Origin of the sequence: Phenylobacterium sp. (assembly GCF_037138395.1) — a bacterium.
Taxonomy (GTDB): Bacteria; Pseudomonadota; Alphaproteobacteria; order Caulobacterales; family Caulobacteraceae; genus Phenylobacterium.
Map to the genome: position 1 here is coordinate 1 of NZ_JBAXIM010000077.1, position 11,650 is coordinate 11,650.

Genomic DNA, 11,650 nt, shown 5'->3' on the forward strand with positions numbered 1-11,650 from the left:
GATTCAGGCTCCACCCGCGCCCTGAGCGCCCTGCGTCCCGCTTGCGGGGTCAGGCGGCGTCGAGTCCGATATCGAGCCCCGGGGCGGAATGGGTTAGGGCGCCGACGCTGATGACCTGGACCCCGGTCTCCGCAATAGCTCGCACCGTTGTGAGGTCCACCCCCCCCGAGGCTTCCAGGGTGACCCGGCCCGCAGTCATGGCGACGGCCTTCCGCAGGTCCGACAGGCTGAAATTGTCGAGCATGATGACGTCTGGCGACAGGGGCAGGGCCTCGGCCAGTTGATCCAGGCCGTCGACCTCGATCTCCACCTTCACCAGGTGGCCCGCAGCCGCCCGCGCGCGCTCCAGGGCCGGTCGGACGCCGCCGCAGGCCGCCACGTGGTTGTCCTTGATCAGGATGGCGTCATCCAGGCCAAAGCGATGGTTCACCCCGCCGCCACAGCGCACGGCGTACTTCTCAAGTTGGCGCAGGCCCGGCGTGGTCTTGCGCGTGTCCGTGATCCGCACGCCGGTTCCGGCGACCGCGTCGACATAGGCGCGGGTCAGGGTGGCGATCCCCGAAAGCCGACCCATGAGGTTCAGCCCCGTCCGCTCGGCTGCCAGCACAGCCCAGGCCGGCGCCTCGGCGCGGGCCAGGACATCTCCGGAGGACAGGGCGTCTCCGTCCCGAGCCAGGGCGTTGAATACGGCTTCCGGCGCGAGCTCGGCCAGGGCGAGGCGCGCGCAGTCGAGCCCGGCAAGGACCCCGGGGCGGCGCGCCGCCCAGATCACCGACAGGCGCGCCTCGGCGGGGACGCAGGCCTGGCTGGTAATGTCGCCGGCCCGGCCCAGATCCTCGGCAAGTGCGGCACGGACGACGGGGGCGATGAGGAGGTCGGGGAGGGGCGTGATCAAGCGGCCATCCGGGACAGGGTGCCGGCTTCCAGGGTGACAAGGGTCCTCTGGGCTTCCGGGGCCATTTCAGGATAGTCCGATCGGTAATGGGCCCCCCGGCTCTCCTGGCGCTCCAGGGCGCAGGCCGCCGTCAGCCGGGCGGCGATGAGGGGTCCTGAGGGCCCGTGGGCCTGTGTCAGGACTTCCGTCAGGTCCAGCAGGCGAGACAGGCCTGCGGCGTCACGGATGACGCCGGCGTCCCGGCTCATGGCACTGCGCAGGCGCGACAGGTCCGCCTCCGGCAAGGCTGAGAGTTCCGGCGTGCCAAGGAGGGGCCGTCCGGCCAGGGTCCTCCGGGCGGCGGCGCGGCCTGCGCGGATGCCGAACACCGCGGCTTCCAGAAGGGAGTTGGACGCCAGGCGGTTGGCACCGTGGACGCCCGTGGAGGCGCATTCGCCGGCGGCGAACAGGCCGGGGAGGCGGGTCGCCCCGTCCGCGTCCGTCAGGATTCCACCCATGTGGTAATGGCAGGCGGGTGCCACGGGAATGGGTTCGATCCGGGGGTCGATTCCCGCATCGCGGCAGGCGGCATAGACCGTAGGGAAGGCCTCGGGGAAGTGGGCGCCTACGGCCTTCCGGGCGTCGAGGAAGGCGCCGCGCCCGGCCTCGCGCTCCGCATGGATCGCCCGGGCGACGATGTCCCGGGGCGCAAGCTCGGCGTCGGGATGCAGGCCGGTCATGAAGCGTTGGCCATCCCGGTTGACCAGTATGGCGCCCTCGCCGCGCAGGGCTTCCGTCACCAGGGGCGCAGGATCGCGGCCGACGTCGAGGGCGGTGGGGTGGAACTGGACGAATTCGGGATCGGCGATCACGGCCCCGGCCAGGGCCGCAGCGGCCAGGCCTTCGCCAAGAAGGGTCCGCGGGGTCGAGGCACCGGCATAGAGGCCGCCAATCCCGCCTGTGGCCAGGATCACCGCTGGCGCGCGCAGGGCACAGGTCTCGCCAGCCTTCGCGAGCCGGACGCCGCATACCCGACCGGTCGCATCCTGCAGCAGGCCGCGCAGGCTCCAGCCCTCCCGGACCTCGATGTGGGACGCCATGCGGACCTGGCGGATCACGGCATCCATGATGGCGCGTCCGGCGGCGTCGCCGCCCACCCGGGCCACCCGGGCCTGTCCATGGGCAGCTTCCCGGCTGAGGGCAAAGCCACCGTCCGCGTTACGGTCGAAGGGCGCACCGAGGCCCGCCAGCCAGCGGACGGCGGCGGGGCCCTCCGAGGCGAGGAGCCCGGCCCGTCCGGCATCCACCAGGCCCGCGCCGGCCGCGAGGGTATCGGCGGCGTGCAGGGCGGGCGTATCCGCGTCAGACAGGGCCGCGGCCATTCCGCCCTGGGCCCAGGCCGAGCTACAGCCATCTCCCAGCGGGGCCGAGGCCAGGACGCACACCCGCCGCGGCGCCGCCGACAGGGCCGCCGAAAGCCCGGCCAGGCCGGCGCCAATGACCAGGACGCCGTCGAAGTCGATGACGTCCATGGTCAGATCAGCTCCACGTCGACGTGATGGAGGGCGCGGACCAGGTCGTATCGGGCCGGGACGGCGGGGGGCGGCAGGTCGATCATCCTCTGCACGGCAGTGCGGGCGCGGAGGCTCACCTTCGGGTCCACCGTCACCTCGTATCGGTCCTCCACCAGGGCCTCCAGAATATTCTCAAGGGTGATCCGCTTCATGTGCGGGCACAGGTTGCAAGGGCGGAGGAACTCGGTGTCGACAGCGTCGACGGCAACGTTGTCGGCCATGGAGCACTCGGTGATCAGCACCACCTGCCGGGGCTTGCGGGTCAGGACATAGTCGTTCATCGCCGCCGTCGATCCGGCGAAGTCAGCCTCGGCCAGGACCTCGGGCGGGCACTCAGGATGGGCCAGGACCTCGGCGCCGGGATGCGCCTCCCGGATCTCGCGGATGTCCTCGGCCGTGAACTGCTCATGGACCTCGCACCGGCCGCGCCAGGCGATGATGCCGATGTCCGTCTGACGGGCCACGTTGCGCGCCAGGAATTCGTCCGGGATCATGATCACCCGGTCGACACCCCACTCCCGGGCCGCCTGCTCCACGACCTGGACGGCGTTGGCGCTGGTGCAGCAGATGTCCGTCTCGGCCTTCACCTCGGCGGAGGTGTTGACATAGGTCACCACCGGCAGGCCAGGGTGCCGCTCCCGCATGAGCCGGACGTCGGCGGCGGTGATCGAGGATGCCAGGCTGCATCCGGCCCGAAGGTCGGGGATCAGGACCCGCTTGTCCGGGCAGAGGATCTTCGAGGTCTCAGCCATGAAGTGGACCCCGGCCTGGACGATGACGGCGGCGTCGGACCTCGCGGCCTCCCGCGCCAGGCCCAGGCTGTCGCCCACATAGTCGCCGACCCCGTGGAAGATCTCCGGGGTCATGTAGTTGTGCGCCAGGATCACTGCATTGCGCTCGCGCTTGATCCGGTTGATCTGCGCGATCATGGGCGCATGCAGCCGCCACTCGATCGGCGTGACGCGCCGGCTCACCTTTTCCCAGATGGCGGCGGTCTCGCGTTCGACCTCGGGGGTGAAGTCGGCCTGGGGGAACCCAGTCATGGCGCTCTCCTTTTGCTCAAAATGAGCATTAGAGGGGTAACGAGACTACGGATGGGTCCGACGCCTCCTCCCCTTATGCTCATTCCGAGCATATCTAAGGACAAATATGAGGGTCGCAAGTGGGCTTGGCAAGATGCGGGCGGGTGCCAGCAGACAAGAGCGCGTGATCGCGACGCCGGGTCATGGTAGACGCCAGCCTGTCCGATAGCAGAGGCAATCCCCTGAAGCTGGCCCGAACATATGCGCTGATCGTCCTTGTCGGTCTGCTTGGCCCGGGCGCGGCTGGGGCGGAGCGTGGCGCGCTGCCTGTCGCTTCGGTTGCCGGTGAGCCGGGCGTCTCCGTCGCCCGCGCCTTTTCCGAGCCCGCGCTTGAGGCGCGCTTCGCCGCCCTGTCCCCGACCCTGAGGGCCCTCGCCGGGGTTGGTCCCGCCCGCACCCTTGAGGCTTCGCTCAGCCTGACGCCGGGATGGGAGCGCCTGGACCTGGCTTCACCGCCGACCTTCGGCCTGGGTGCGCCTGATCCTGCCCAGGCGGCGGACGAGGCCCGGCTCATCAACGCCCTGCGCCCCATCTCCGGGGCGCCCGTCGCGCCCATGCCGGCCTTTCGACTGGCGGCCGACACGGAGGATTCCGCCCGCGCCGTCACCTGCCTGTCCCAAGCGGTTTACTACGAGGCGGCGCACGAGCCCGAGGCGGGCAAGGCCGCAGTGGCCCAGGTCGTGCTCAATCGCCTGCGCCACCCGGGATATCCAAAGTCAGTGTGCGGCGTGGTCTACCAGGGCTCAGCCCGGTCCACGGGCTGCCAGTTCACCTTTACCTGCGACGGAGCCTTGGCCCGGGCACCTGACCCTGGGCTCTGGGCGGAGGCGAACCGGATCGCTCGCCGCGCCCTGGCCGGCTACGTGGTTCCTGAGGTCGGGACTGCGACGCACTACCACGCCGACTACGTGTCGCCCTACTGGGCCCCGACCCTGGTCAAGCTGACCCAGATCGGCGCCCACATCTTCTACCGCTGGACGGGCCCCTCCGGGGAGCCTGGTGCCTTTTCCGGCCATTACGCCGGCAGTGAAGCCCGCCTCAGCCCGGCGGTCCTGGGTGGGGTTGATCCACGCACCCAGGGCGGGCCGGAGACCCAGCCGCCCCTGCTGGCGCCGCGGACCGTGACCCTGGCCCTGGCTGGCGAGACCCGGACCTACACGGTGGCCGAGGCGGACGCCGCAGGTGGCCTGGCGTCGCCGGCTCCCGGCCAGCTTTCCCCCGCCCGGCGCAGGCCGACCCCGGAGGAGATCCGCCGGATCAACGCTGCCCTGGCCGACATGGAACGGGGGGAAGCCCCCCCGACGGTCCCGGCGGTGGTGCCATCGACCGGCGTTCAGCCCTGATCCGTCGCCGAGAAGGCATCGGGATAGGCCACCATCAGCGGCGCATCCAGGGCACCCTCTGAAAGGGCGATCCCCATGAAGGCCGGGTTGCCGGAATACGGCGCGCTGACCTGCGCTGTTGCGGCGGTAGAGAACCCAAACTTTGGATAGTACTCGGGGTGTCCGAGCACGAGTACGGCGGCGGCGTCAAAATGCCGGGCGGCGTCGAGGCCGCGAAGGGTCAGGGCGGACCCGATCCCCGTCCGCTGGCGTTCCGGCCGGACAGCCAGGGGGGCGAGGGCGGCGTAGAGGTTATGGCTGTCCGCCCAGAGACGGCTGAACATGATGCTCCCCACCAACTCCCCGTCCTGAAGGGCGACCAGTTCGAACATGGCTTCGGCGTCGGCGCGCAGGCGCTCGACGATGCGACGCTCGGTCGTCCCCCCGAAAGCGGCGTCGAGGATGTCGGCGATCCCCGGATGGTCCCCGTAGCGGGCGTAGCGGATCTCGAGTGCCATGGCGGGGCTCCCTCTCAGTCTCCAGCCACCCATTCGACGTCGGCCCCGAGGGCGTTGAGGTTTTCAACGAAGCGGGGATGGGCGCGCTGGATCGGGGCGGCGTTGAGGATGGTCGAGCGTCCCTCGATGCTGGCCGCCAGCATGAAGAGGGCGATGGCGACCCGGATGATGTACGGGCTCTCCACCGTGGCCGGCATCAGGGGTTTGCCGCCGTAGGTGATCAGTCGGTGCGGGTCGCACAGAACCGAATGGGCGCCGAACTTGCCGATCTCTGAGCTCCAGCCCAGGGCGCCCTCATAGACCTTGTTCCAGAACATGACCGACCCTTCGGCGCGCACGCCGAGGGCGATGAAGATGGGCAGGAGGTCCGCCGGGACGTAGGGCCAGGGTGCCGCCTCGACCTTGGTCAGGATGTTGGAGGTGAAGGGCTCCCTTACCTTCAGGCCATTGGGCACACGCGCCGTCGACCAGCCGCCCTCGTGCGTCACCTCAACGCCAAACTTGGCAAAGGTGCGGTCGAGGAGGGGGAACTGCTCCACCGAGCCGTTCCGCACCGAGACTTCGCCACCGGTGATGGCCCCCATGGCCAGGAAGGTGGCCACCTCGTGGAAGTCATCAGCGAAGGTGAATTCGGCGCCCGACAGCCGATCGACGCCCTCCACCACGATCCGCGAGCCGCCGACGCCTTCGATGTGGGCGCCCATCAGGGCGAGGAAGGCGCAGAACTCCTGCACATGGGGTTCGCAGGCGGCGTTGGTCAGCTTCGAGCGCCCCGCAGCGGTGGCTGCGCAGAGGATGAAGTTCTCGGTCGTGGTCACCGAGGCGTAGTCGAGCCAGTGGTCCGAGGCCTGGAAGCCCCGAGGCGTCGAGATGTGCAGGGCGTCGGGCTCGCGGCGGACCTTCGCCCCAAAGGTCTGGAAGACCTCGATGTGGGGGTCGATCTCCCGGGCGCCCAGGGTGCAGCCTGTTGCGTCCTCCTCGATGGTCGCCGCGCCGAACCTGTGGAGCAGGGGCGGGATCAGCATCAGGGTCGAGCGCATGCCCAGGGGCAGATGCGCGGCCTTGGGATCGAGCCCCTCGCCGTGCCGCACCTTCAGCACGCCGGCCTCGAAGTCCATGTCCACGCTCGAACCGAGGCTGCGGAAGAAATCGAGGATCTTCCGGACGTCTGTGATGTCCGGCACCCGGTGCAGGGTAATCAGCTGGTCGGTCAGGAGGGTGGCGCAGAGCACCGGCAGGACGGCGTTCTTGTTGGCCGCGGGGGTGATCCGGCCGCGCAGGGCCCTGCCGCCATTGACGATCAGGCTGGTCACTGGGCCGCCGTCCGGCTGGTGGCGTGGTGGTCTTCCTCGGCGAGCATCCGGACCGCCTCCAGCGCCGCCATGCAGCCCATGCCGGCGGCGGTGACGGCTTGCCGGTAGACGTCATCCGTCACGTCGCCAGCGGCGAACACGCCGGGGATCGCCGTGGAGACCGTTCCCGGTTTCACCTTCAGGTAGCCCGAGTCATTCCTCTCCAGCTGGCCGGCAAAGAGGGCCGAGGCCGGCGCATGGCCGATGGCGATGAAGACGCCGTCACAGGCCAGGTCCCGGGTCTCGTCGGTCTTGGTGGACTTCAGCCGCACGCCCGTGACGCCCATGGGATCGGTCTGGCCCAGGATTTCGTCGACCTGATGGTCCCAGACCACCTCGACCTTGGGATTGGCAAAGAGGCGTTCCTGCAGGATGGCCTCGGCCCGGAAGCTGTCGCGCCGGTGGACCACCGTCACCTTTGAGGCGAATTTGGTGAGGAAGAGGGCCTCCTCGACGGCTGTGTTGCCGCCGCCCACCACCACGACGTCCTTGCCGCGGTAGAAGAAGCCGTCGCAGGTGGCGCAGGCCGAGACACCGAAGCCCTGGTAGCGCTGTTCGCTTTCCAGTCCCAGCCAGCGGGCCTGGGCGCCCGTGGAGATGATCAGGGTCTCTGCGAGCCAGACCTGCCCGCTGTCGCAGACCAGCCGGAAGGGGCGGGCGGAGAGGTCGGCGCTGACCACGATGTCGTTGATGATCTCGGTCCCGACGTGCTCGGCCTGGGCCTGCATCTGCTCCATGAGCCAGGGCCCCTGGATGACGTCGGCAAAGCCCGGATAATTCTCCACGTCGGTGGTGATGGTGAGCTGACCGCCGGGCTGGAGGCCCTGGATCAGGACCGGCTTCAGGAGGGCCCGGGCGGCGTAGACGGCTGCGGTGTAACCGGCAGGACCGGAGCCGACGATCAGGCAGCGGGCGGAGCGGGGCGTGGAGTCAGACATATCGTCCCTTTAGGGCAGAATCCGGCCGTGCGCGACTCCGGCTGTAAGGCTTGCGAAGACTTGGACTTCAGGTCTGGACTGGCCGGCCGCCGGAGGCGAAACTGGACCCTTTCCGGGTCGTCGGACGGGGAGGATTCCAGATGAAGTTCCAGCATGCTTTCAGCCTGATCCTGGTCGCTGTCACGCTTGTCGCCTGTGCAGCCGTCAGTGCGCCCGCACCGCCAGGTCTGGCCGGCCAGTGGCGGGTCGAGGACCTCGATGGCCGCGGTGTCCTGGACCGGGCCTCCCTTACCGTCGCCTTCGCTGACGGCGGGGTCTCGGCTTCAGCCGGCTGCAACCGGCTTTCGGGCACCTTCGAACAGTCGGGCGCCCGGATCCGGATCGGGCCCCTGGTCTCCACCCGGATGGCCTGCAGCCCCGCCCTGATGGACCAGGAGCAGCGGCTTGCGACCTCCCTCCAGGCGGTGAATACGGTCTCAGGGGCGGAGGGGGGTGCGGTCCGCCTTTCCGGCCCGGGTGGGGCCAGCCTGCTCCTGCGCCCTGCCGATCCCGTCCAGGCAGGAGCCGGAATGACGAACCTGCGCTGCGGCGACGAGGACTTCCAGGTCCGCTTCACGGCGACCGAGGCCCAGGTGAGCGGCCCCGGCGGCGTGACAGAGACCCTGCAACGTCTCAACGCCCAGGGAACCGATCCCGAGGCGCCGCGCATCTTCACCAATGGCCGCATGACCTTCACCCAGGAGATCGAGGGCGGTCGGAAGATCACCTTCGCCCGAGGACGGATGGCACCGGTTACCTGCGAGCGCCGGGGCGGCTGAGGCCACCGAAGTTCAGAGGGACGGGGTCTTCCGGCCGATCGCTTCCAGCAGGGCCTGCGCCGCTCGTCCGGCGCCCTGGCCGTCACAGACCGAGGCCGCCGAGGTCGACAGGTGGGTTCGCTGGGCGGAGTCGGTCACCAGCCGCATGATGGCCCTGTCCAGGGCCCCCTCGAAGCCCGGGTCGCTGGCATCGACCACCAGGGCGGCGCCCCGGTCCGCCAGGGCCTCGGCCGCCGGCCTCTGATTCCCGGCCACAATGACGACGGCGGCGGGAAGACCCAGGGTGCAGATCTCCCAGACCGTCGACCCGGCGGCGGAGATCACAAAGTCTGCGTCATGCAGCAGGGTGGCCATGTCCGTCGCGTCCACATGCAGGCGCAGGCGGCGGTCATGGGTCGCCATCCGTGACAGGGCCTTCAGGCTCTGGGCCTGGGCACCCAGGACGACATCAATCCCCACATCTCCGAGACGGGGTCGCAGGCGGTCGACGACCCGGCTGGTGATGCCGGCCACGTCACTGAGGCCCATGGTGACGAGGACCTTGCGGACAGGTCCCTCCCGCCGGGCGAGGGACGAGGCCCTGAGGGCTGCGAAACGGCTGCGGACGGGTGCGAACTCAGGGCCCAGCAAAAGCCGCGCGTCGCCGTCGGTCAGCAGGGTGTAGTCGAGGGGCCGCCGCGTCGGGCCGGAGTCCAGCACGACGTCGGCGCCCAGGGGGCGGTCGGCAAGGTCATCGATCACCAGGCAGGCCCTGCCGCCGGCGAGGGCCTCATGGTCAGCCCGGGCCAGGTGGTAGTGGTCAAACACCAGGGCGTCGAAGCCCTGGCCCGCAAGGGCGGCGGCCAAGGAGGCCCGGTCCGAGCCTGCAGCCTCGATCCTGGACATGGCCGGGGCGAAGGTCTCGAGCAGGGGCACGCCCTGCGGAGTTGCAAGGAAGGCACAGGCGGCGCCGCGGACGCTCAGCGCCTCAGCAAGGGTCAGGCTGCGCATCATGTGTCCGCCGCCGGCCTCAGGACCGGCGTCGGCGATGAACAGCACGCGCGGCGTCTCGGGAATCATGACGCAGACAGGGGAGCGCGAAATTGCGGCTTCGGAAAGGGCGTGTTCATACGGACCGCCGGTCAAGCGTCGCCAGAATGGCCTCAGCGGCCCGCCGGGTCTCGTCCAGGGGCGCGCCGGGGAAGATCTCCAGCCGCCCCGCGAACCGTCGCGCCGAGCCCCGGGAGATGAGATCCTCCTGCAGCCGCTGGAACTTCGGCGAGCCGCCGTCCATGGGCAGGAACAGCACCGGACGCCCCGTCGAGGCGGCCTCCGTCGCCATGTTGGCGCTGTCCTCGGTGACCAGGATGACGTCCGCCATGGCCAGCAGGGCGAAGTAAGGGTTCTCGCCCTCTCCGTCCCAGATGAACCCCGGCAGGTCCGAGAGGGCCGCGGTCATCAGCCGTCGCGCCGAGGCGGGGGTGCGCCTTGAGAATGTGACCATCACCGATCCGCCGGCCGAGAGGACCGCCTCCCGGATGCTGGCTGCGAGGTCCCGGGCGCAGGTATCCGACAGGTCGTGGACCTTGGATTTTCCGCCGACCAGGAGGGCGGCCCGGGGATGGGGCAGGTCGCCCATCACTCCCTCAAACCGCCCGGCAGCCTCGGCAAGGCGCGCCAGCGTGACGCGATGCGGCGATCCGGTAATGGCCAGGACATTGGGCCCGGCGATCTGGTCGTGCCGGGGCGCGACGATAAGGTCGAAGGCCCGGTGCGGCGCCCGGGGGTTCTGGACCTGCACCACCAGGGTGCGCCCGCCAGACCAGCGGCGCATGCGCAGGGAGAGGGGCAGGGTGGCCCGGCCCGCGGCGATCCAGATGTCGGGCCAGGGGGGCGCGATCCCGGTTCCGGCCTTCAAGGTGGCGAGGGGGAAGGGATGCAGATGCCAGGGAAGCCGCCCAGTGACGCCCTTCCAATGGACTGTGCGGGTCTGGACCTGGGCTGGCCGCAGGGCCGCCACGGCCTCAGCTAGGCCCAGAGCCGGGGCGGCGTTTCCGGCCTTGTCGTCGGATACGGCCCAGATGGAGAGGGGGGTTTCCAAGAGCCGGCCGGCCCTAGATCCACTCCACATTGACGATCTCGTAGGCCTTGACGCCGCCAGGCGTGTTGACCTCCACGACGTCCCCGGGCTCCTTGCCGATCATGGCCCGGGCGATGGGAGACGTGATGGAGATCCTGCCGGCGCGGACGTTGGCCTCATGCTCGCCAACGATCTGGTAGCGGGCCTGGTCCTCGGTGTCCTCGTCGACGACGGAGACGGTGGCACCGAATTTGACCTGGCTGCCCGAAAGCCTGGAGACGTCGATGACCTGGGCGCGCGCCATCCGGTCCTCGATGTCGGCAATCTGCCCCTCGATCCAACCCTGGCGTTCCTTAGCCGCGTGATACTCGGCGTTCTCCGAGAGATCGCCGTGCTCACGCGCCTCGGAGATGGCGGCGATCACAGCCGGCCGCTCGAGCGTCTTGAGACGCTTCAGGTCATCGTCGAGAGCTTGGTAGCCCTCGGCGGTCATTGGGACTTTTTCCATAACCGGGTGGTCTCGGATCTGCGCTGGGAATGAGTCGGACACTGCAGGCGAACGCGTCCGTTGGGGGGAAAAGGATAGGTCCCACGGGGCGGAAACTCAAGTGTGCAATGCAGCACGCTGGGAAGATCAGGGCCTTTACGGCTGCGGGACCGCTCCAGGCAGGGTGTCCTCAGCCTTGGCTGCCGCCGCCGGGGGCGCCTGTGCCGGGGGTTCGGGGTCTGGCCCGGCGATGTCGGGAACCGGTGGCGGATCCGGCGGGGCGGCAGGCGGCGGCGGCGGGAGAGGTCCCGCAGGAATGGGTCCGGAGGGCAGCCGGCTGATGGCGGCGCTCATGACCCGGCGCCAGGTCTCCGCGGGAAGGGAGCCGCCCGTCACGCCCTTCATGGGCCGGTTATCGTCGCGGCCCAGCCAGACCACGGTGATGATCCCGCCGGTGTAGCCGGCGAACCAGGCGTCCTGGTAGGCCGAGGTCGTGCCGGTCTTGCCGGCGATGTCGCGACCGGGAAGGGCGGCCCGCGTTCCCGTGCCGCTGCGAATCACCTGCCGCATCATCCGGTTGAGGTCCGAGAGGGCCGGATTACCGACGACCTGCCGGGGCGGGGCGG

12 protein-coding genes are annotated in these 11,650 nt (G+C 69.9%); 2 read left to right on the forward strand and 10 right to left on the reverse strand.

Going from position 1 to position 11,650, the window contains the following annotated elements:
- Positions 1-49: 49 nt before the first annotated feature.
- Genes nadC through nadA form a run of 3 tightly spaced genes read right to left on the reverse strand, consistent with a single transcriptional unit; the run spans position 50 to position 3,491 of the window.
- Positions 50-895 (reverse strand): carboxylating nicotinate-nucleotide diphosphorylase, encoded by an 846-nt coding sequence (gene nadC / locus WCJ52_RS07705; protein ID WP_336902724.1) that lies wholly within the window; start codon positions 893-895, stop codon positions 50-52.
- Complete coding sequence (locus WCJ52_RS07710; protein WP_336902735.1) at positions 892-2,412, reverse strand: L-aspartate oxidase; 1,521 nt, start codon at positions 2,410-2,412, stop codon at positions 892-894. The genes nadC and WCJ52_RS07710 overlap by 4 nt, the downstream gene beginning before the upstream one ends.
- Entirely contained in the window at positions 2,409-3,491 is a 1,083-nt protein-coding gene (gene nadA, locus WCJ52_RS07715; protein WP_336902725.1) for a quinolinate synthase NadA, read from the reverse strand. The genes WCJ52_RS07710 and nadA overlap by 4 nt, the downstream gene beginning before the upstream one ends.
- 182 nt (positions 3,492-3,673) lie before the next feature.
- Here nadA and WCJ52_RS07720 point away from each other — a divergent pair, with 182 nt between their 5' ends.
- Entirely contained in the window at positions 3,674-4,873 is a 1,200-nt protein-coding gene (locus WCJ52_RS07720) for a cell wall hydrolase (RefSeq protein WP_336902726.1), read from the forward strand.
- On the opposite strand, the gene WCJ52_RS07725 is transcribed toward WCJ52_RS07720, so the two are convergent.
- The 3 genes from WCJ52_RS07725 to trxB are packed head-to-tail and all read right to left on the reverse strand — an operon-like array spanning position 4,864 to position 7,660.
- Positions 4,864-5,370, reverse strand: coding sequence for an N-acetyltransferase (locus tag WCJ52_RS07725; protein ID WP_336902727.1), 507 nt, complete (start codon positions 5,368-5,370; stop codon positions 4,864-4,866). The genes WCJ52_RS07720 and WCJ52_RS07725 overlap by 10 nt on opposite strands.
- 14 nt (positions 5,371-5,384) lie before the next feature.
- On the reverse strand, positions 5,385-6,683 hold the full coding sequence (locus WCJ52_RS07730; protein WP_336902728.1) for a UDP-N-acetylglucosamine 1-carboxyvinyltransferase: 1,299 nt from the start codon (positions 6,681-6,683) through the stop codon (positions 5,385-5,387).
- Entirely contained in the window at positions 6,680-7,660 is a 981-nt protein-coding gene (gene trxB, locus WCJ52_RS07735) for a thioredoxin-disulfide reductase (protein WP_336902729.1), read from the reverse strand. The genes WCJ52_RS07730 and trxB overlap by 4 nt, the downstream gene beginning before the upstream one ends.
- 140 nt (positions 7,661-7,800) lie before the next feature.
- Between trxB and WCJ52_RS07740 the strand changes: the two genes are divergently transcribed.
- Complete coding sequence (locus WCJ52_RS07740; RefSeq protein WP_336902730.1) at positions 7,801-8,478, forward strand: META domain-containing protein; 678 nt, start codon at positions 7,801-7,803, stop codon at positions 8,476-8,478.
- A gap of 12 nt (positions 8,479-8,490) precedes the next feature.
- Here the strand turns inward: WCJ52_RS07740 and pseG are convergent, their stop codons facing one another.
- From pseG to WCJ52_RS07760, 4 genes are all read right to left on the reverse strand, one after another.
- Complete coding sequence (gene pseG, locus WCJ52_RS07745) at positions 8,491-9,516, reverse strand: UDP-2,4-diacetamido-2,4,6-trideoxy-beta-L-altropyranose hydrolase (RefSeq protein WP_336902731.1); 1,026 nt, start codon at positions 9,514-9,516, stop codon at positions 8,491-8,493.
- A 67-nt stretch (positions 9,517-9,583) separates the two neighbouring features.
- Positions 9,584-10,588, reverse strand: a complete 1,005-nt coding sequence (locus WCJ52_RS07750; RefSeq protein WP_336902732.1) for a mitochondrial fission ELM1 family protein — start codon at positions 10,586-10,588, stop codon at positions 9,584-9,586.
- Positions 10,572-11,045 carry a transcription elongation factor GreA gene (greA, locus tag WCJ52_RS07755; RefSeq protein ID WP_336902733.1) on the reverse strand — a complete coding sequence of 158 codons (474 nt, stop codon included), beginning with the start codon at positions 11,043-11,045 and terminating at the stop codon, positions 10,572-10,574. Before greA ends, WCJ52_RS07750 begins: the two co-directional genes overlap by 17 nt.
- Before the next feature lie 135 nt (positions 11,046-11,180).
- A partial coding sequence (locus WCJ52_RS07760) for a penicillin-binding transpeptidase domain-containing protein (protein ID WP_336902734.1) occupies positions 11,181-11,650 on the reverse strand: 470 nt, incomplete at its 5' end.